Origin of the sequence: Pseudomonas sp. TWP3-2 (genome assembly GCF_049897765.1) — a bacterium.
GTDB lineage: Bacteria > Pseudomonadota > Gammaproteobacteria > Pseudomonadales > Pseudomonadaceae > Aquipseudomonas.
The window spans coordinates 1-19,162 of sequence record NZ_JAFCWW010000003.1; the positions used below are offsets into that span (position 1 = coordinate 1).

The following is a 19,162-nucleotide window of genomic DNA, read 5'->3' on the forward strand; positions in this document are numbered from 1 at the left end:
TCTTCACGACTTGCAGCTTGAAGCTGTCGTCGAATGCCCTGCGTTTTTTGGTCATGAATAACTCCTCGATAGATGCATTTTCCACCTATCGGGGTGTCCGGGGAAATTAGACCACTGCAGTTTGACCATAGACACCTTGGTCGGCCCCCTCTCCCTCCGGGAGAGTGCTGGGGTGAGGGTCGCTCTTTGTCACGGTCCTGTGACAAACCCCGCCCCCTTCGTTACAAGCCAGTCCCGGCCCGTTGTTTAGACTCCGCGCAGTCATAACAACAAAAAAGGCCACCCATGGATCACTTCCAACCCGGCTTCAGCAGTTGGCTCAACGCCCCCGCGCACCAGCAATGGCTCGCTGCCGAAGGCCTGCGTCTGCTGGCGTTCGCCAAGGCTTCGCGCCTGCCTGAAGGCTTCGGCAATCTCGACGAGCGCGGCCATCTTCAGGCTGATGCGCAAGCCGAAACCATGAACACCGCACGCATGACTCACAGCTTCGCCATGGCCCACATTCAGGGTCTGCCGGGTTACGCCGAGCTGATCGATCACGGCATTCAGGCCCTGCGTGGGCCACTGCGCGATGCGTTGCACGGCGGCTGGTTTGCCACGGCCGAACACCGCGACGGCAATACCGGCAAGAACGCTTATCTGCACGCCTTCGTCGCCCTCGCCGCGAGTTCCGCGGTGGTCGCCAATCGCCCCGGCGCCCAAGCGCTGCTCGATGACGCGATCGACATCATCGACAGCTATTTCTGGAGCGAAGAAGAGGGCGCCATGCGCGAATTCTTCAACCGCGACTGGAGCGAAGAAGAAGCCTATCGCGGCGCCAACAGCAACATGCACGCCACCGAAGCCTTCCTCGCACTGGCCGATGTCACTGAAGACCCGCGCTGGCTGGTGCGTGCGCAACGCATCGTCGAGCGGGTGATCCACGGTCACGCCGCCGCCAACGATTACCTGGTGATCGAGCATTTCGACCGCGACTGGCAGCCGCTGCGCGAATACAACTCCGACAAACCCGCCGATGGTTTCCGCCCTTACGGCACCACGCCGGGCCACGGTTTCGAGTGGGCGCGGCTGTTGCTGCACCTCGAAGCCGCGCGGGTTCAGGCCGGTATGCTGACTCCCGGCTGGCTCGCCACCGACGCGCAAAAATTGTTCGAGAATAACTGCCGCCACGGTTGGGACGTCGATGGCGCGCCAGGCATCGTCTACACCCTCGACTGGCACAACAAAGCCGTGGTTCGCCACCGCCTGCACTGGACGCACGCCGAAGCCAGCGCCGCCGCCAGTGCTCTGCTCAAACGCACCGGAGATGCGCAATACGAAACCTGGTACCGACGGTTCTGGGAATTTTGTGAAAGCCATTTCATTGACCGCTGCGACGGCAGTTGGCATCACGAACTCGACCCGCAGAATCTCCCGAGTGCCGATATCTGGGCGGGCAAACCCGATCTGTATCACGCCTGGCAAGCGGTTTTGATCCCGCGTCTGCCGCTGGCGCCGAGCATGGCCAGTGCTCTGGCGCAATTGTCCTGTGCTGTTCCTGTGTAACCATGTCGTGACATTCGCGCGTCCCTTCGTTACCTGCGCAGGGATGCGCTCTGTTTAAACTCCGTGCAGCGCAAGCACCAGACTTGCATGCATAACAACAAGAAAGGTACATCTCAGATGAATGCGATTTCTCGCCTAGCCACTGTCATTTCTGTTGCCTCCCTGTTCCCTCTCGCTGTGTTGCCGCTCAGTGTTTCCGCTGCCGATTCCAAAGGTTCGGTGGAAGTTGTGCATTGGTGGACGTCAGGTGGTGAAAAGGCTGCGGTCGATGTGCTCAAGGCCCAGGTCGAAAAAGACGGCTTTACCTGGAAGGATGGCGCCGTGGCCGGCGGTGGCGGTGCAACTGCCATGACCGTGCTGAAAAGCCGTGCTGTTGCCGGTAACCCGCCGGGCGTTGCCCAGATCAAAGGCCCGGATATCCAGGAATGGGCATCCACCGGTCTGCTCGACACTGACGTTCTGAAAGACGTCGCCAAGTCGGAAAAGTGGGACAGCCTGCTCGACAAGAAAGTCTCCGACACCGTCAAGTTCGAAGGTGATTACGTAGCCGTGCCGGTGAACATTCACCGTGTGAACTGGCTGTGGATCAACCCGGAAGTGTTCAAGAAAGCCGGGATCGAAAAAGCGCCGACCACCCTCGCAGAATTCTACGCAGCGGGCGACAAGCTCAAGGCTGCAGGCTTCATTCCATTGGCCCACGGTGGCCAGCCTTGGCAGGACAGCACCGTGTTCGAAGCGGTAGTGCTTTCGGTCATGGGCGTCGACGGTTACAAGAAAGCCCTGGTTGACCTGGACAACGCCACCCTGACCGGCCCGGAAATGGTCAAGGCGCTGACCGAGCTGAAGAAAGTCGCGACCTATATGGACCAGGACGGCAAAGGCCAGGACTGGAACCTCGAAGCGGCCAAGGTCATCAACGGCAAGGCCGGCATGCAGATCATGGGTGACTGGGCCAAGTCCGAATGGACCGCCGCCAAGAAAGTCGCCGGCAAGGACTACGAGTGCGTAGCGTTCCCGGGCACCGACAAGGCGTTCACCTACAACATCGACTCCCTGGCGGTGTTCAAGCAAAAAGACGCAGGCACCGCGGCGGGTCAGCAAGACATCGCCAAAGTCGTGCTGGGTGAGAACTTCCAGAAAGTCTTCAGCATCAACAAGGGCTCGATCCCGGTTCGCATCGACATGTTGAACAACATGGAAAAACTCGGCTTCGACTCGTGTGCACAGACTGCTGCCAAAGACTTCCTGGCGGACGCCAAGTCCGGCGGCCTGCAACCAAGCATGGCGCACAACATGGCGACCACGCTGGCCGTGCAGGGCGCGTTCTTTGATGTTGTGACCAACTACATCAACGACCCGAAAGCCGACCCGGCCGATGCTGCGAAGAAACTCGGCAGCGCGATCAAGTCCGCTAAATAACACCTTTTGCAGGAGTCGGGTTGCTGTGGCGAGGGAGCTTGCTCCCGCTGGGGTGCGAAGCACCCCCAAAGGCGGCGTCTGCTGCGCAGCCGAGCGGGAGCAAGCTCCCTCGCCACAAACTGATTCTTCAAGGCTGTAGTCCTTTTTCCCTGTACTGGATTTCCCCATGAGTTCTGTTGCTGTGTTCAGCAAGGCCTCGCCGTTCGATGCATTGCAGCGTTGGCTCCCGAAACTGGTGCTGGCGCCGAGCATGTTCATCGTTCTGGTGGGCTTCTATGGCTACATCCTGTGGACGTTCGTTCTGTCGTTCACCAGCTCGACGTTCTTGCCGACCTACAAGTGGGCCGGGCTGGCGCAATACGAGCGCCTGTTCGACAACGACCGCTGGTGGGTCGCGAGCAAAAACCTCGCGGTGTTCGGTGGCATGTTCATCGGTATCACCTTGGTGATCGGCGTGACACTGGCGATCTTCCTCGACCAGAAAATCCGTCGCGAAGGCTTCATCCGCACCATTTACCTGTACCCGATGGCGCTCTCGATGATCGTCACCGGTACCGCGTGGAAATGGCTGCTCAACCCGGGCATGGGCCTGGACAAATTGTTGCGTGACTGGGGCTGGGAAGGCTTCCGTCTGGACTGGCTGATCGACCCGGATCGCGTGGTGTATTGCCTGGTCATCGCGGCTGTGTGGCAAGCCTCGGGCTTCATCATGGCGATGTTCCTCGCCGGCCTGCGCGGGGTTGATCAGTCGATCATCCGTGCCGCGCAGATCGACGGCGCGAGCATGCCGCGCATCTATTGGAAAGTCGTGCTGCCAAGCCTGCGTCCGGTGTTCTTCAGCGCCGTGATGATTCTGGCGCACATCGCGATCAAGAGTTTCGATCTGGTGGCGGCGATGACGGCCGGTGGCCCGGGCTACTCGTCCGACCTGCCAGCGATGTTCATGTATTCCTTCACCTTCAGTCGCGGCCAGATGGGCATGGGTTCGGCCAGTGCGATTCTGATGCTCGGTGCGATCCTCGCGATCATCGTGCCTTACCTGTACTCCGAGCTGAGGACCAAGCGTAATGACTAGTCTCGCTAGCAAACCCGCCATCAGTCTGAGTCGCATCGCGATCTACGCGGTGCTGATCCTCGCCGTTCTGCTGTATCTGGTGCCGTTGGTAGTGATGCTGTTGACCAGCTTCAAGACCCCGGAAGACATCAGCACCGGCAACCTGCTGAGCTGGCCGACCGTGGTCAGCGGCATTGGCTGGGTGAAAGCCTGGGCCACGGTTGACGGCTATTTCTGGAACTCGATCAAGATCACCGTTCCGGCCGTAATCATCTCCACCGCCATCGGTGCGTTGAACGGCTATGTGCTGTCGTTCTGGCGCTTTCGTGGTTCGCAGCTGTTCTTCGGTCTGCTGTTGTTCGGCTGCTTCCTGCCGTTCCAGACCGTGCTGCTGCCGGCCTCGTTCACCCTCGGCAAGATGGGGCTGGCGAGCACCACCACCGGCCTGGTGTTCATCCATGTGGTCTACGGTCTGGCGTTCACCACGCTGTTCTTCCGTAACTACTACGTGAGCATTCCGGATGCGCTGATCAAGGCCGCACGCCTCGATGGCGCGGGGTTCTTTACGATCTTCCGCATGATCATCCTGCCGATGTCGACGCCGATCATCATGGTCTGCCTGATCTGGCAGTTCACCCAGATCTGGAACGACTTCCTGTTCGGTGTGGTGTTCTCCAGCGGTGATTCGCAACCGATCACGGTGGCGCTGAACAACTTGGTCAACACCAGCACCGGGGCCAAGGAATACAACGTGGATATGGCGGCGGCGATGATCGCCGGATTGCCGACCCTGCTGGTCTATGTGGTCGCAGGCAAGTATTTCGTGCGCGGGCTGACGGCCGGCGCAGTCAAGGGGTAATCATGGCTACGCTCGAACTTCGCAATGTAAACAAGACCTATGGCGCCGGCCTGCCGGACACCCTGAAGAACATCGAACTGTCGATCAAGGACGGTGAGTTCCTGATCCTCGTCGGCCCTTCGGGTTGCGGTAAATCGACCCTGATGAACTGCATCGCCGGACTGGAAACCATCAGCGGCGGCGCGATCATGATCGATGACCAGGACGTCAGCGGCATGAGCCCGAAAGATCGCGACATCGCCATGGTGTTCCAGTCCTACGCGCTGTACCCGACCATGAGCGTGCGCGAGAACATCGAGTTCGGTCTGAAGATCCGCAAGATGAGTCAGCCGGCGATCGATGAAGAAGTCGCCCGCGTGGCCAAACTGCTGCAGATCGAGCACCTGCTCAATCGCAAACCGGGCCAGCTCTCCGGTGGTCAGCAACAGCGCGTGGCGATGGGCCGCGCACTGGCGCGGCGGCCGAAGATTTATCTGTTCGACGAACCGCTGTCCAACCTCGACGCCAAGCTGCGGGTCGAGATGCGCACCGAAATGAAACTGATGCACCAGCGCCTGAAAACCACCACGGTCTACGTGACCCACGACCAGATCGAAGCGATGACTCTGGGCGACAAAGTGGCGGTGATGAAGGACGGCATCATCCAGCAGTTCGGTACGCCGAAAGAGATCTACAACGACCCGGCCAACCTGTTCGTGGCGAGCTTCATCGGTTCGCCGCCGATGAACTTCATCCCCCTGCGTTTGCAGCGCAAGGACGGTCGTCTGCTGGCGCTGCTCGACAGTGGTCAGGCGCGTTGCGAATTGCCGATGGGCATGCAGGACGCCGGTCTCGAAGACCGTGAAGTGATCCTCGGTCTGCGTCCTGAGCAGATTGCTCTGGCCGGCAGCGAAGCCAATGGCCTGCCAACCATTCGCGCTGAAGTGCAAGTCACCGAACCGACCGGGCCGGACACGCTGGTGTTCGTCAATCTGAACGAAACCAAGGTCTGCTGCCGACTGGCGCCGGACGTGGCACCGCAGGTGGGCGAGACCCTGACCCTGCAATTCGATCCATCGAAAGTGCTGCTGTTTGATGCCAAGACTGGCGAGCGCCTGGGGGTTGCAGGCGTGGCGCAGACCGAGGCGCACAGCGCCAACGTCGCGCAGTTCAAAGGTCGCTGAATACAACGGATCCGCGCTGGATGGCCTGTCATCCAGCGCAATTTATGTAAACCGCGTTAGATAAAAACAGTTAATAACAATAAAACGAGGATGTAGGGATGAAGAACAACACCAACGCTCAGCGTATCGGCCAGTTGTCCGCGATTGCGGCGATGATGCTCGCCGGTAGCGTTCACGCGGCTGACGCGTTCAGCTCGGATTCCGAGTGGATGACCGGGGATTGGGGCGGAGAGCGGACCAAGCTGATCGAGCAGGGTATCGACATCAAGGCAGACTACGTCGGTGAAGTTGGCGGCAACCTGCACGGTGGCTTCAACAACGACAAGACTGCGCGTTACGCCGACCAGTTTGGTCTGGGCGTGGCCCTCGACCTGCAAAAACTCTGGGGCTGGGATAACACTCAGGCGAAGATCCAGCTGACCAACCGTAACGGCCAGAACATCTCCAACGACCGCGTTGGCGACCCGCGTGCCGGCACCCTGAGTTCGTCGCAAGAAGTCTACGGCCGTGGCCACATGGTGCGTCTGACCCAGTTGTGGATCAAACACCAGTTCTTCGACAACAAACTCGACATCAAGGCCGGTTACTTCGGTGAAGGTGAAGACTTCAACACCTTCCCGTGCGAGTTCCAGAACCTCGCGTTCTGCGGTTCGCAAGTGGGTAACTGGGCCACCAATATCTGGTACAACTGGCCAGTCAGCCAGGCCGCGATTCGTGTGAAGTACAACATCAACGACGAGCTGTACGCGCAGATCGGTGCATACAACCAGAACCCGTCGCAGCTGGAACACGGCAACGGCTTCAAGCTCAGCGGCAGCGGCACCAAAGGCACGGTGTTGCCGGTTGAACTGGTCTGGTTGCCTAACCCGAACAGTCTGCCGGGCGAATACCGCGTCGGTTACTACAAGAGCACGGCCAAGGCCGATGATGTTCGCGAAGACGACAACGGTAATGACGCCGCCACCACGGGCAATGCCTACCGCAGCCACAGCAGCAAATCCGGCTACTGGTTCGTCGCCCAGCAACAACTCACCAGCCACAACGGTGACAAGACTCGCGGTCTGAACATCGCTGCAAACGCGACCTTCCACGACAAAGACACCAACTTCATCGACAACTACCAGTCGCTGATGTTTGTGTACAAAGGTCCGTTCGACGCGCGTCCGAAAGATGACGTTGGCATCGGTTTCGCTCGCACTCACGTCAACAAGGACGTGAAGCGCAATGCCGAACTGGTCAACGCTGCCAACGGTGTCGATAACTACGATAACCCACTGTTCTCGCCAATTCGTGAAACCGAATACAACTACGAGATCAACTACGGCTTCCACGTCACCAACTGGCTGACAGTGCGTCCTAACCTGCAATACGTCACTCATCCGGGCGGTGTGGATGAAGTGGATAACGCTTTGGTTGCTGGCCTGAAAATTCAGTCGGTGTTCTAACGCGTCTGCGATAAGCTCCTCTCTATGTGCGCATATTTGCGGACAGCCAAGGCTGTCCGCTTTTTTTTGGGGCTTGGCGCAACCCTGTAAAAGACGATTTCAGGACCGTGGCAAATGCATGAGCATCCGCTGCAACGCTTCTTCAAATCCTTGCGCGAACGACCGGTGTTCGCCTGGGAGCGCTATCAGATGCGCGATGTGTTGGTGATCGATCACCCGCTGTGTCAGGCGGTGTTCAGTCGTCAGGGCGCGCAGTTGCTGCACTTCCAGCCGCGCGGACAAAAGCCCTGGTTGTGGTGCGCGGCGAAGTGGCCGCATGTCGGCGCGATTCGCGGCGGTGTGCCGGTTTGCTGGCCGTGGTATGGCCGTCATCCGAGCGAAAACGCGTGGCCATCGCATGGCTGGGCGCGGTTGCTCGACTGGAAACTGCTCGACAGCAGCACCAGTGACGACGGCGTGCGTCTGCACTGGCAGTTACAGCTGTGCGACTGGCAGGTTGATCTGCACGCGCACCTCGGCGAACGCATGGAATTACGCCTGAGCACCGAGCATCAGGACGACATGCCGTGCCAGATGAGTCAGGCCTTGCACGCTTACTGGCGTATTGGCGATGTTTCCGAGATAGCGCTGTCTGGGCTTGAGGGCGCGCAGGGTTATGACCAGTTGAATCGTCAGGCTTGCCAGCAGGAAGGCGAGTTACGGGTTGATGGCGGCTGTCAGCGCGTGTTCCAGCACGACGGTGAATTACAGCTCAAGGATCACGCCTGGCAGCGTGAGTTGTGCATTGATACCGGCGATAGCGCCGATACCGTGGTGTGGCATCCGGGGGCGCGGCCGCTGCTGGGTGTGAGCTGGGATGAGGTGTCGGAGTTTGTCTGTGTCGAGGCGGCGGCGGGGGGCACTGACAGTCTGCATCTGGCGCCGGGGGAGAAGGCGCATTTGAGTTTGCAGGCTTGGGCTGCGGCTTGAGTGTGTCAGGCCTATAGTCGGCCCTCACCCTAGCCCTCTCCCAGAGGTAGAGGGGACTGACCGAGGTGGATTGGCCAGGTCCATCGACCTGCGACTTTGGCGGTGAACTTGGCTTGGCCAAGCCTGAGCTCGCGGTGATCGTTCAGGTCGATGTAACTCAGGAGAGCAACAACGTCGGCCCCCTCTCCCTCCGGGAGAGGGCTGGGGTGAGGGTAGGCTTTTGGCTTCTAAAGCCTCAGTTGAACTCATCCCCCACCGGATACCGGCTCGCGTTCAAGCTCTCTTTGATCTTGCGCAAATGCGGCTGGAAATCCACCCCGCGACGCAAAGTCATGCCGGTCGCCAGCACATCCAGCACGGTCAACTGAATGATCCGCGAAGTCATCGGCATATAGATGTCGGTGTCTTCCGGCAGCGGAATGTTCAGGCTCAGAGTACTGGCCTTGGCCAACGGCGAATTCTCGGCCGTCAGACCCAACACCGAAGCACCGTTCTCCCGAGCGATACGTGCCACTTCCACCAGCTCACGGGTACGCCCGGTGTAGGAAATAATCACGAACAACTCACCGGTGTGCGCCACCGAAGCAATCATGCGTTGCATCAGCACATCGGCGTGGGCCGTCACCGCAAGATTGAAACGGAAGAACTTGTGCTGCGCATCCAGCGCCACCGGAGCGGAAGCACCGAGGCCGAAGAAGTGGATCTGCCGGGCCTGGATCAACAGGTCGACCGCGCGGCTGATCAGGTTCGGGTCGAGCGCCTGACAAGCGCTGTCCAAGGACGCGATGGCACTGCCGAAAATCTTCTGCGTGTAGGCCTCGGGATTGTCATCCGCTTCCACCGCGCGGCTGACATACGCCGCGCCGCTGGCCAGGCTCTGCGCCAGTTGCAGCTTGAGTTCCGGATAACCACTGACACCGAACGAACGGCAGAAACGGTTGACCGTCGGCTCGCTGACCTTGGAGGCCTGGGCGAGGGCGGCGATGCTGAACCGGGTGGCCTGCTGTGGGTTGAGCAGGATCACTTCGGCGACTTTGCGTTCGGCCTTGTTCAGGTCTTCAAGGCGATTCTGGATTTGTTCCAGTAAATTTCGCACGCGGTCCATATGGATTCCTAGATTCACCGGCGCCGATCAGCGCGCAGCTATGCAAATTGGGCCTTTGATATGGCCCGTGACGGTGGCCTATCCTACTGATGGCTCCGACTGTCCACCACTCGGAATCTGAATTTTGCGAAAATGTTGTGGTTATTACTACATTTTCCCTTGAGTGATGCCTTGAAAAAAGGTATTTGTAGCTTAACTTGATAAAAGAACAAACATCATGCCTTCGATTACGGTTGAACCGTGCACCTTTGCCTTGTTCGGCGCGCTTGGCGATCTGGCCCTGCGCAAGCTGTTCCCTGCTCTCTATCAGCTGGACGGCGCCGATCTGCTGCACGCGGACACGCGCATCATCGCGCTGGCCCGTGAGCCCGGCACCGAGCAGGAGCACTTGGCGCTGATCACTAAAGAACTGCGCCGTTACGTCGAAGCCAAAGATCTCAATGAAGCCGTGGTCGAGCGCTTTCTCGCGCGGCTGACCTACCTGCACGTCGACTTCCTCAAGTCTGAAGACTACGTAGCGCTGGCCGAACTGGCCGGCAGCAGCCAACGCATGATTGCCTACTTCGCCACGCCGGCCGCCGTCTACGGCGCTATTTGCGAGAACCTGGCGAAAGTCGGTCTGGCCGAAAATACGCGCGTGGTGCTGGAAAAACCGATCGGCTCGGACCTCGAATCCTCGCGCAAGGTCAACGACGCTGTAGCGCAGTTTTTCCCGGAGAACCGCACCTACCGCATCGACCACTATCTGGGCAAAGAAACCGTTCAGAACCTGATCGCCCTGCGTTTCGCCAACAGCCTGTTCGAAACCCAGTGGAACCAGAACTACATCTCCCACGTGGAAATCACCGTGGCCGAGAAGGTTGGCATCGAAGGCCGTTGGGGCTACTTCGACAAGGCCGGCCAGCTGCGCGACATGATCCAGAATCACCTGTTGCAGCTGCTGTGTCTGATCGCCATGGACCCGCCGGCCGACCTGTCCGCCGACAGCATCCGTGACGAGAAAGTCAAAGTGCTCAAGGCCCTCGCGCCGATCAGCCCGGAAGGCCTGACCACCCAAGTAGTCCGCGGCCAGTACATCGCCGGACACAGCGAAGGCAAGTCCGTGCCGGGCTACCTGGAAGAACCGAATTCCAACACCCAGAGCGACACCGAAACCTTCGTTGCCTTGCGTGCCGACATCCGCAACTGGCGCTGGGCCGGCGTGCCGTTCTACCTGCGTACCGGCAAGCGCATGCCGCAGAAACTGTCGCAGATCGTTATCCATTTCAAGGAACCGTCGCATTACATTTTCGCCCCTGAGCAGCGCCTGCAGATCAGCAACAAACTGATCATCCGCCTGCAACCGGACGAAGGTATTTCCTTGCGCGTGATGACCAAGGAACAAGGTCTGGACAAGGGCATGCAACTGCGCAGCGGTCCGCTGCAACTGAATTTCTCCGACACCTGGCGTAGCGCGCGGATCCCCGATGCCTACGAGCGGCTGTTGCTGGAAGTGATGAACGGCAATCAGAACCTGTTTGTCCGTAAAGATGAAATCGAAGCCGCGTGGAAATGGTGTGATCAGTTGATCGCCGGCTGGAAAAAATCCGGTGACGCGCCCAAGCCGTACGCGGCTGGGTCGTGGGGGCCGATGAGCTCGATTGCATTGATCACGCGGGACGGGAGGTCGTGGTATGGCGATATCTGATGTGAAACTGCCCGAGGGCGTGAACGCCCACGAGTTCAAGAGTCCGGTGTTGCTTGCCGAAGGCCTGGCGCTGAATGTCGCCAAGCAATTGAGCGACGCACTGGCGGCGCGCGGCACTGCGGTGTTGGTGGTGTCTGGCGGGCGCAGCCCGGTGGCATTTTTCCAGCACTTGGCCAAGCAGGATCTGGATTGGGCCAACGTTGTCGTGACCCTCGCCGATGAGCGTTGGGTACCGGTCGAACATGCCGACAGCAATGCCGGTTTGCTCAAGCAGTATCTGCTCAAAGGCCCGGCGGCCAAGGCGCAGTTCCTTAGTCTGTACAGCGCTGCGGCGAATGTAGAGCAGGCGGCTGAACAGGCCGATCGTTTGCTCGGCGAGCTGCCGGGTATCGACGTGCTGGTGCTGGGCATGGGTGATGACGGGCACACCGCGTCGCTGTTCCCCGGCAGCCCGAACCTTGCCGAAGCGCTGCAAGTCGATGGCACGCGTCGCTGCTGGTCGATGCTCGCGCCGAGCGTGCCGCGTCAGCGCCTGACCATGAGCCGTGCGCTGCTGGCTTCGGCGAAGCACAAGATTCTATCGATTTCCGGTCAGTCGAAACTGACCACCCTGAATACCGCACTGGCGGGTGACGATGTTGCCGCATTGCCGATTCGCGCGTTTCTGCAACCCACGTTAGAGATTTACTGGTGCCCATGAGCCAAGGAACAGCCGCTATGACAATCCCATCCCCGACCGTTTCCATGGCGGATAAAGTTGCCCTGATCGACAGCCTCTGTGCCAAGGCGCGGATTCTGCCGGTGATCACCATCGCTCGTGAACAGGACGTGCTGCCACTGGCGGACGCCCTGGCTGCCGGTGGTTTGACTGCGCTGGAAGTGACTCTGCGTTCGCAATTCGGCCTCAAGGCGATCCAGATTCTGCGTGAGCAGCGTCCAGAGCTGATGACCGGCGCCGGCACCGTGCTCGACCGCAACATGCTCGCGGCTGCCGAAGCCGCCGGTTCGCAATTCATCGTCACGCCGGGCATCACCCGTGACCTGCTGGAAGCCAGCGTCGACAGCCCGATTCCGCTGTTGCCGGGCATCAGCAACGCCTCCGGGATCATGGAAGGCTACGGCTTGGGATATCGCCGCTTCAAGCTGTTCCCGGCGGAAGTCAGCGGTGGCGTGGCAGCGATCAAGGCGCTGGGCGGGCCGTTCGGCGAAGTGAAATTCTGCCCGACTGGCGGCGTCAGTCCGGCCAATATCAAAAGCTACATGGCGCTGAAAAACGTCATGTGCGTGGGCGGTAGCTGGATGCTTGATCCTGAATGGATCAAGAACGGCGACTGGGCGCGTATTCAGGAATGCACTGCCGAGGCGTTGGCGCTGCTGGACTGATGCTGGACTTAATTGTTACCTGACACTTCGTTGTGTGTTCTACGGCTTTAGCGGTGCACTTGGTCGGTGCGCCGTTTTTTTTTGCCCGCAAAAATCTTTGTTATGTCGCGATACATAGTTACCGCACTTGGCATGGCGTGTGGGGCTAACCTGCGTTCATCTTAAGGAAGAGAGAACGCGAGATGGAAAACCAGTCTTCATCCTCAACAATCTATCAATTGGCCCCCGAGCAAGTCGCCGGGCCGTATTTCCGTAACCCTAAACTGCTGCGCCGCAACATCAGCGAAGGCGCCGAGGGCTTGCCGCTTCTTTTGCGTCTGACCATCGTCGACGCCATGACCGGCGAACCGGTCAATGGAGCATTGGTGGATATCTGGCACTGCAACGCGCGTGGCGCTTACTCCGGCTGGAGCCGGCTTGATCCGGATCAGGAAGTCACTGTCGACGATATCGGCTCGATCCCGCGCACCGACGACGACACTTACCTGCGCGGCGGCCAGTTCAGCGATCACAAGGGCAGGGTGCGCTTCACTACGATCTATCCGGGATTCTATGCGGGGCGTGCGCTACACATTCACGTGGCGGTGCGCATCGTCGCCGGTAATGAATACCTGGAGGAACGCAACGTCGCCTGGGTCGGTCAGCTGTATTTCCCGGAAGTCGCCTCACGTTCGGTGCTGAATGCCAAAGCCTATCGCGGACGTGGTTCGGCGCCGTTGAACAACGCCGAGGACAGCTATTACGCGAACATGGGGGGTGAGGCGTCGACCCTGACGGTCTGGCCGGTGGGCCGCGATTCCAATGAAGACGGATTCTTCGGTCACCTGACGATCGGCATCGACACCTTTGCGGTGTCGTCGCAGATCAAGCCCGAGGATTTCGACAAGTACACGGTTTAACGCAGTTCGTTCAGCGCGCCGATCAGTAACTCGATGTCCGCCACGGTGGTGGTCAGCCCGGAGGTGATGCGAATGCACGGCCCGCAGGCTGCACCTGTGCGCACTACGGTGAACAAGTTGTACTTATCGAACAAGCGTTCAACCATGGCTTGTTGATCGGTATGCCGGGTAAAGCGAAATGCCGTGATGCCGCAATACAGGCGTGGGTCATCCGGAGTCAGTACTTCGATGCCGGGCAGATTGCGCACGGCGCTGACCCACAGGTTGCGCAGGTAATTCACCCGCGCACCCTTGGCGGCCGCGCCACCCAGCGAGCGGTGTTCTTCGAACACCAGCGGCAAAGTCATCAGAGCCGGAATATTCGGCGTGCTGTAGGGCACACGCGAACGAATATCGTTGATCGGGAAATGCATCTCGCCCATGTCCGGATCAATATCGGCCAGGCGCTGCGGCGCGATATACAGGAAACCGAGAGTCAGCGGCGAACCGATCCATTTGTGGAGGTTATACGCGGCGAAAGCGATGCCCAGCGCTTCGAGATCGAATTCGATCTGCCCCAGTGCGTGAGCGCCGTCGAGGATGATATCGACACCGTGCTCTTTGGCCTGCGCAGCAATCGCCTGCACTGGCATCACCAGACCGGTGCGGTGGGTAACATGGGTCAGCGCCATCAACTTGAGCTTGGGATAGCGGATGAACGCTTCGCGGTAGGTGGCCAGCAGGTAATCGAAACTGGTCGGATGTGCGTGTTCGATCTCGATCACTTCGACCCCGCGATGGCGTGCCAGCCAACGCATTGCGCCCTTGACCGTGTCGTACTCCAGATCACTGATCAACACCTGATCGCCCGGCTGCAACTGGTTGTAGTTGCGAATCAGCGCTTGCAGGCCGGCAGTAGCGTTGTGAGTGAAGGCCACGCTTTGCGCACGCACGCCTATCAACTCGGCCAGTTGCGCGCGGATGTCGAGGCTGTCGCGCTGTTCGAACTGCTGGCGCACGTAGATCGAATTGCTGTTGTTGATCAGCTCGATGTTGCGCTGATACTCCTCGACCACGGTACGCGACATGCGCCCGAAGTAACCGTTCTCCAGGTTGATCGGGCCCGATTGCAGGTCGTAGCGGCCGCAAAAGGTTTCCCAGAAATCTTCGTCGTGGGCGCGCAGGGTGTTATCAGGCATGTTTGACTCGATTCAAGGATGCGCCCTCAGTGGCGCGGTGCAGGTTTGCCATGTTTGGCGCGCAGCGGTTCGAGCAAGTCCGACAGACCGTTATGATCGATTTCCTGCATCAACGCCAGCAGCCCGCCGAGTTCGCCGTGGGGGAAACCTTCGCGGGCGAACCAGTTGAGGTACTGGCCGGGCAGGTCGGCAATGATCCGGCCCTTGTATTTGCCGAAAGGCATCTCGCGGGTGATCAGCAGTTCAAGTTTTTCGGGATTCATCGGCGCGACCGTCTGGCTTCAAAAACACTGTGGAAAATACAGGCATTCTGCATGCAGGCCAAATGACAGATCATGCAAATTACCGAGATACAGATAGTTCAATTATCTTTAAGTCATTGATAATTAACGTATTTCTAAAAATAAAAAAGCTGGCACACACTCTGCAATATCCCTTGCATCTTTCATCAACCCGCAAGGAATTGAAAAATGACCGACATGAATAAAGAAGCCATCTCCGTACTCAACGACCTGATCGAAACCAGCAAAGACGGTCAGGAAGGGTTCAAGACTTGCGCTGAAGACATCAAGCACCCAGAGCTGAAAACCCTGTTCGTAACCCGCTCCGCCGACTGCGCTGCAGCAGCTGCAGAATTGCAGGCCGAAGTTCGCAAGCTGGGCGGCGATCCGGAAACTTCCACCAGCGTCAGCGGTGATCTGCACCGTCGTTGGGTCGACGTCAAAGCCATGTTCACCGGCAAAGACGAAGAAGCGGTACTGAACGAAGCCGAGCGCGGTGAAGACCACGCGCTGAAGGCTTATCGTGAAGCGATCGAGAAGATCAACAAGCACGGCCTTGTTGGTATTCGTGATCTGGTTGAGCGTCAATACCACGGCGTGCAACGTAACCACGACCAGGTGAAAGCCCTGCGTAACCAGGCTCGTGCGCGTTCTTAAGCGTTCGTAGTCAGTAGAAAAAACGCCAGCCAGTCTGGCGTTTTTTTATGTCTGCAATTCAGGCCGCTCAGAGATCAGCCAATACTGATTGGCGGCAAAACCGGCAATGTCACCGTCTGCTGCTTGCGCGGCGCCAGAATCTCCGCCTCGCCATCCACCACCAATTCATCACGCTGGTTGAACACGCGAGTAGCAATCCGTACGCGAAACTTCGGCAGCTTCTCGAGAATCTCCAGGCGCACGGTGAGCGTGTCGCCAATCTTCACCGGCTTCTGAAAGCTCATCTGCTGACCGATGTAAATAGTCCCCGGCCCAGGCAACTCACACGCTACCGCAGCACTGATCAGCGCGCCACTGAACATGCCGTGAGCAATACGCTCCTTGAACATGCTGGCGGCGGCGAATTCGGCGTCGAGGTGCACCGGGTTGTGGTCACCCGACATCGCGGCGAACAGCTGAATGTCGCGCTCTTCGACGTGCTTGGTGTAGCTGGCGGTCTGGCCGACTTCGAGGGCTTCGTAAGGGGTGTTGGTCACTTGGGTCATCGGTTTCAATTCCTGTAGCGGGATTCGATCAATCCACAAAAAATTATTCGCTTCGGTGAGGTCGGCGGTGGCTCAGGGCCTGATCGATCCAGGTCAGCACATCGGCGATCACTTGCTCGCGGTTGCTCTCGTTGAACAATTCGTGGCGCGCCTGCGGGTAGATATTCAACTGCAGGTTCTGGCTGCCGGCCGAGCGCAAGGCGTTGGCCAGATCAGTCAGACGCTTGCCGTCGCTCACCGGATCACATTCGCCGCCGATCACCAGCAACGGCAGGCCGGGATCAATCTGCGCGAGATTGGACGCTTTGCTGATTTGCTGCAAGCCGCCGAGCAGGTCGATCCACAGTTGATTGGTGCAGCGAAAGCCGCACAGCGGGTCGTTGGCGTACTTGTCGACCTCGACCGAGTCGCGACTCAGCCAGTCGAACTGCGTGCGCACCGGTTTGAATTTGTTATTGAAGGAGCCGAACGACAGCCATTCGATCAGCGCGCTGCGACCCTTGGCACCTTGGCGCAATTTCTCGAGGCGGGCGATCTGCCGGGCTGCGCGGTACAGCGCGACTGGCTGGAAATTCGACCCGCTGAGAATCGCCCCGTGCAGACTGGCGCTGTGGTGCAGCAAATATGCCTGACCCAAATAGCTGCCCATGCTGTGCCCGAGCAGCACGATGGGTACGCCGGGATGGCGCTGCCCGATGTGCTGGTTGAGGCTGGCCAGATCGCCGATCACCTTGCACCAGCCATCGTCATCGGCGAAATGTCCGAGCGTCCCATGTTCGGCGGTTTTGCCATGACCACGCAGATCCGGGGCATATACGCCGTAACCTTCAGCGCACAACTGCTCCGCCAGTTGCGCGTAGCGGCCACTGTGTTCGGCCATGCCGTGGGCCAGCAAAATCACGGCTTTGAGCGGTGCGCCCGGCAACCACTGGTTGACGAACAGGCGGCTGCGGTCACTCGCGTCCAGCCAGAAGGTGTCGTGGATCATGGCGCTTCCTTTTGCTACATGGGCGGTCTGACGTTGCATTGTATAGCGCGTCCGATCAGCCCACGCCACGGCAGGAAGATTCATACGATCAATGAGGACGCCGGGCGTATTTGCCTGATTGACCATAGCTGCTAGTGTCCGTGAAGCACCGCTTGTCACTTCGGCTTGCTGAGAAGTGACAGAACAGCGGCCCGGATCGGCTCAGGTAAAGAGGACAAGAACAATGCAACCTGATTTCTGGAATGACAAACGCCCGGCGGGCGTACCCCTGGACATCGACATGGGTGAATTCAAGTCGGTGATCGAGGTGTTCGAGCGTTCCTGCAAGAAATTCGCTGACCGCCCGGCGTTCAGCAACATGGGCGTGACCCTGACCTACGCCGAACTCGAGCGTCAGAGCGCGGCGTTCGCCGGTTACCTGCAAGCGCACACCGATCTGGTGCCGGGGGATCGCATTGCGGTGCAGATGCCCAACATCCTGCATTATCCGATTGCCGTATTCGGCGCGTTGCGCGCCGGGCTGATCGTGGTCAACACCAACCCGCTGTACACCGCGCGGGAGATGCGCCACCAGTTCAAGGACTCCGGGGCGCGGGCGTTGGTGTACCTGAACATGTTCGGCCAGAAAGTCCAGGAAGTGCTGGCGGACACCGACATCGAGTACCTGATCGAAGCGAAGATGGGCGACCTGATGCCCACCGCCAAGGGCTGGCTGGTCAACACCGTGGTCAGCAAAGTGAAGAAGATGGTGCCGGCGTATTCATTGCCCCAGGCCATCTCGTTCAAGAGCGCGTTGCGCCAGGGGCGTGGTCTCGGGATCAAGCCGCTGAAGGTCAGCCTGGATGACATCGCGGTGCTGCAATACACCGGTGGCACCACGGGCCTGGCCAAAGGCGCGATGCTCACGCACGGCAATCTGGTGGCGAACATGCAGCAGGTGCGCGCCTGCCTCGGGCAGTTCGGCAGCGACGGTCAGCCGCTGCTGCGCGAGGGCCAGGAGGTGATGATCGCGCCGCTGCCGCTGTACCACATCTATGCGTTCACCGCGAATTGCATGTGCATGATGGTCTCGGGCAACCACAACATTCTGATCACTAATCCGCGTGACATTGCCGGCTTCATCAAGGAGCTGAAAAACTGGAAATTCTCGGCGCTGCTTGGCCTCAACACGCTGTTCGTGGCGCTGATGGAGCATCCGGATTTCAAGACCCTGGATTTCTCCACGCTTAAGTTGACCAACTCCGGCGGCACCGCGCTGGTCAAAGCCACGGCCGAGCGTTGGGAAGCTCTCACCGGTTGCCGCATCACCGAAGGTTACGGCTTGACCGAAACCTCACCGGTGGCCTGCACCAATCCGTACGGTGACCTGTCGCGGCTCGGCACAGTCGGCCTGCCGGTGCCGGGCACCACGCTGAAAGTCATCAATGACGACGGTGTCGAACAACCGGCGGGGGAGCGCGGTGAGCTGTGCATCAAAGGCCCGCAGATCATGAAAGGCTACTGGCAGAAACCCGAGGCCACCGCCGAAGTGCTGGATGCCGAGGGCTGGTTCAAGTCGGGTGATATCGCGGTGATCGACCCGGACGGTTTCGTACGCATCGTTGATCGCAAGAAGGACATGATCATCGTCTCCGGTTTCAACGTGTACCCGAACGAAATCGAAGACGTGGTGATGGCCCACCCGAAAGTCGCCAACTGCGCGGTGATCGGCGTGCCTGACGAGCGTTCGGGCGAGGCGGTGAAGCTGTTTGTGGTCGCGCGCGAAAACGGCGTCAGCCTGGAAGAGCTGAAGGCCTACTGCAAAGAGAATTTCACCGCATACAAAGTGCCCAAGCACATCGTGTTGCGCGAGTCTTTGCCGATGACGCCGGTCGGGAAGATTTTGCGTAGGGAGTTGCGCGATATCGCGTAAGCCATAAAGCGAAAAGATCGCAGCGTGCCGCAGCTCCTACATTTGGAATGTGTTTCCCTGTAGGAGCTGCGGC

18 protein-coding genes are annotated in these 19,162 nt (G+C 59.2%); 13 read left to right on the plus strand and 5 right to left on the minus strand.

What is annotated here, in order from left to right:
- Positions 1-285 precede the first annotated feature (285 nt).
- From ACP7EE_RS05440 to ACP7EE_RS05470, 7 genes are all read left to right on the plus strand, one after another.
- Positions 286-1,545, plus strand: coding sequence for an AGE family epimerase/isomerase (locus ACP7EE_RS05440; RefSeq protein WP_426233841.1), 1,260 nt, complete (start codon positions 286-288; stop codon positions 1,543-1,545).
- Between the two features lie 117 nt (positions 1,546-1,662).
- Positions 1,663-2,964 carry an ABC transporter substrate-binding protein gene (locus ACP7EE_RS05445; RefSeq protein WP_426233842.1) on the plus strand — a complete coding sequence of 434 codons (1,302 nt, stop codon included), beginning with the start codon at positions 1,663-1,665 and terminating at the stop codon, positions 2,962-2,964.
- 166 nt (positions 2,965-3,130) lie between these two features.
- A complete protein-coding gene (locus ACP7EE_RS05450) occupies positions 3,131-4,039 on the plus strand; it encodes a carbohydrate ABC transporter permease (RefSeq protein ID WP_420646343.1) in 909 nt (302 codons plus the stop codon).
- Positions 4,032-4,877, plus strand: coding sequence for a carbohydrate ABC transporter permease (locus ACP7EE_RS05455; protein ID WP_426206234.1), 846 nt, complete (start codon positions 4,032-4,034; stop codon positions 4,875-4,877). Before ACP7EE_RS05450 ends, ACP7EE_RS05455 begins: the two co-directional genes overlap by 8 nt.
- Before the next feature lie 2 nt (positions 4,878-4,879).
- Complete coding sequence (locus ACP7EE_RS05460) at positions 4,880-6,040, plus strand: ABC transporter ATP-binding protein (protein ID WP_426233843.1); 1,161 nt, start codon at positions 4,880-4,882, stop codon at positions 6,038-6,040.
- Positions 6,041-6,138: 98 nt separating this feature from the next.
- Complete coding sequence (locus ACP7EE_RS05465) at positions 6,139-7,485, plus strand: carbohydrate porin (RefSeq protein ID WP_426206232.1); 1,347 nt, start codon at positions 6,139-6,141, stop codon at positions 7,483-7,485.
- Between the two features lie 114 nt (positions 7,486-7,599).
- Positions 7,600-8,454 (plus strand): D-hexose-6-phosphate mutarotase, encoded by an 855-nt coding sequence (locus ACP7EE_RS05470; protein WP_426233844.1) that lies wholly within the window; start codon positions 7,600-7,602, stop codon positions 8,452-8,454.
- Between the two features lie 235 nt (positions 8,455-8,689).
- Here ACP7EE_RS05470 and ACP7EE_RS05475 read toward each other — a convergent pair whose 3' ends face one another.
- A complete protein-coding gene (locus ACP7EE_RS05475; protein ID WP_178129043.1) occupies positions 8,690-9,550 on the minus strand; it encodes a MurR/RpiR family transcriptional regulator in 861 nt (286 codons plus the stop codon).
- Positions 9,551-9,776: 226 nt separating this feature from the next.
- Between ACP7EE_RS05475 and zwf the strand changes: the two genes are divergently transcribed.
- The 4 genes from zwf (at position 9,777) to ACP7EE_RS05495 (ending at position 13,528) form a co-directional block, all read left to right on the plus strand.
- Entirely contained in the window at positions 9,777-11,246 is a 1,470-nt protein-coding gene (gene zwf / locus ACP7EE_RS05480) for a glucose-6-phosphate dehydrogenase (RefSeq protein ID WP_426233845.1), read from the plus strand.
- Complete coding sequence (gene pgl / locus ACP7EE_RS05485; RefSeq protein WP_420646349.1) at positions 11,233-11,946, plus strand: 6-phosphogluconolactonase; 714 nt, start codon at positions 11,233-11,235, stop codon at positions 11,944-11,946. The genes zwf and pgl overlap by 14 nt, the downstream gene beginning before the upstream one ends.
- Before the next feature lie 17 nt (positions 11,947-11,963).
- Positions 11,964-12,629: a bifunctional 4-hydroxy-2-oxoglutarate aldolase/2-dehydro-3-deoxy-phosphogluconate aldolase gene (locus tag ACP7EE_RS05490; protein ID WP_426206229.1), complete on the plus strand. Its 666-nt coding sequence runs from the start codon at positions 11,964-11,966 to the stop codon at positions 12,627-12,629.
- A 182-nt stretch (positions 12,630-12,811) separates the two neighbouring features.
- Positions 12,812-13,528, plus strand: a complete 717-nt coding sequence (locus ACP7EE_RS05495) for an intradiol ring-cleavage dioxygenase (RefSeq protein WP_420646351.1) — start codon at positions 12,812-12,814, stop codon at positions 13,526-13,528.
- Here ACP7EE_RS05495 and ACP7EE_RS05500 read toward each other — a convergent pair.
- A complete protein-coding gene (locus ACP7EE_RS05500) occupies positions 13,525-14,706 on the minus strand; it encodes an aminotransferase class V-fold PLP-dependent enzyme (protein ID WP_426233846.1) in 1,182 nt (393 codons plus the stop codon). The genes ACP7EE_RS05495 and ACP7EE_RS05500 overlap by 4 nt on opposite strands.
- A gap of 26 nt (positions 14,707-14,732) precedes the next feature.
- Positions 14,733-14,969: a DUF3820 family protein gene (locus ACP7EE_RS05505; RefSeq protein WP_010457368.1), complete on the minus strand. Its 237-nt coding sequence runs from the start codon at positions 14,967-14,969 to the stop codon at positions 14,733-14,735.
- 207 nt (positions 14,970-15,176) lie between these two features.
- Here ACP7EE_RS05505 and ACP7EE_RS05510 point away from each other — a divergent pair, with 207 nt between their 5' ends.
- The gene (locus ACP7EE_RS05510) at positions 15,177-15,644 is read left to right on the plus strand and encodes a ferritin-like domain-containing protein (RefSeq protein WP_426206227.1); all 468 of its coding nucleotides are present in this window, start codon (positions 15,177-15,179) and stop codon (positions 15,642-15,644) included.
- Positions 15,645-15,718: 74 nt separating this feature from the next.
- Here ACP7EE_RS05510 and ACP7EE_RS05515 read toward each other — a convergent pair whose 3' ends face one another.
- On the minus strand, positions 15,719-16,189 hold the full coding sequence (locus ACP7EE_RS05515) for a MaoC family dehydratase (protein WP_420646355.1): 471 nt from the start codon (positions 16,187-16,189) through the stop codon (positions 15,719-15,721).
- A gap of 43 nt (positions 16,190-16,232) precedes the next feature.
- Positions 16,233-17,177, minus strand: coding sequence for a lysophospholipase (locus ACP7EE_RS05520; RefSeq protein WP_426233847.1), 945 nt, complete (start codon positions 17,175-17,177; stop codon positions 16,233-16,235).
- Positions 17,178-17,400: 223 nt separating this feature from the next.
- On the opposite strand from ACP7EE_RS05520, the gene fadD2 reads away from it, so the two are divergent.
- Positions 17,401-19,089, plus strand: coding sequence for a long-chain-fatty-acid--CoA ligase FadD2 (gene fadD2, locus ACP7EE_RS05525; protein WP_426233848.1), 1,689 nt, complete (start codon positions 17,401-17,403; stop codon positions 19,087-19,089).
- The last annotated feature ends 73 nt before the right edge of the window (positions 19,090-19,162 follow it).

Excerpts from the sequence above, each read along its gene's own strand:
- ACP7EE_RS05440 (WP_426233841.1), top strand. The coding sequence starts at position 286 with ATGGATCACTTCCAACCCGGCTTCAGCAGTTGGCTCAACGCCCCCGCG.
- ACP7EE_RS05445 (WP_426233842.1), top strand. The coding sequence starts at position 1,663 with ATGAATGCGATTTCTCGCCTAGCCACTGTCATTTCTGTTGCCTCCCTG.
- ACP7EE_RS05450 (WP_420646343.1), top strand. The coding sequence starts at position 3,131 with ATGAGTTCTGTTGCTGTGTTCAGCAAGGCCTCGCCGTTCGATGCATTG.
- ACP7EE_RS05455 (WP_426206234.1), top strand. The coding sequence starts at position 4,032 with ATGACTAGTCTCGCTAGCAAACCCGCCATCAGTCTGAGTCGCATCGCG.
- ACP7EE_RS05460 (WP_426233843.1), top strand. The coding sequence starts at position 4,880 with ATGGCTACGCTCGAACTTCGCAATGTAAACAAGACCTATGGCGCCGGC.
- ACP7EE_RS05465 (WP_426206232.1), top strand. The coding sequence starts at position 6,139 with ATGAAGAACAACACCAACGCTCAGCGTATCGGCCAGTTGTCCGCGATT.
- ACP7EE_RS05470 (WP_426233844.1), top strand. The coding sequence starts at position 7,600 with ATGCATGAGCATCCGCTGCAACGCTTCTTCAAATCCTTGCGCGAACGA.
- zwf (WP_426233845.1), top strand. The coding sequence starts at position 9,777 with ATGCCTTCGATTACGGTTGAACCGTGCACCTTTGCCTTGTTCGGCGCG.
- pgl (WP_420646349.1), top strand. The coding sequence starts at position 11,233 with ATGGCGATATCTGATGTGAAACTGCCCGAGGGCGTGAACGCCCACGAG.
- ACP7EE_RS05490 (WP_426206229.1), top strand. The coding sequence starts at position 11,964 with ATGACAATCCCATCCCCGACCGTTTCCATGGCGGATAAAGTTGCCCTG.
- ACP7EE_RS05495 (WP_420646351.1), top strand. The coding sequence starts at position 12,812 with ATGGAAAACCAGTCTTCATCCTCAACAATCTATCAATTGGCCCCCGAG.
- ACP7EE_RS05500 (WP_426233846.1), bottom strand. The coding sequence starts at position 14,706 with ATGCCTGATAACACCCTGCGCGCCCACGACGAAGATTTCTGGGAAACC.
- ACP7EE_RS05505 (WP_010457368.1), bottom strand. The coding sequence starts at position 14,969 with ATGAATCCCGAAAAACTTGAACTGCTGATCACCCGCGAGATGCCTTTC.
- ACP7EE_RS05510 (WP_426206227.1), top strand. The coding sequence starts at position 15,177 with ATGACCGACATGAATAAAGAAGCCATCTCCGTACTCAACGACCTGATC.
- ACP7EE_RS05515 (WP_420646355.1), bottom strand. The coding sequence starts at position 16,189 with ATGACCCAAGTGACCAACACCCCTTACGAAGCCCTCGAAGTCGGCCAG.
- ACP7EE_RS05520 (WP_426233847.1), bottom strand. The coding sequence starts at position 17,177 with ATGATCCACGACACCTTCTGGCTGGACGCGAGTGACCGCAGCCGCCTG.
- fadD2 (WP_426233848.1), top strand. The coding sequence starts at position 17,401 with ATGCAACCTGATTTCTGGAATGACAAACGCCCGGCGGGCGTACCCCTG.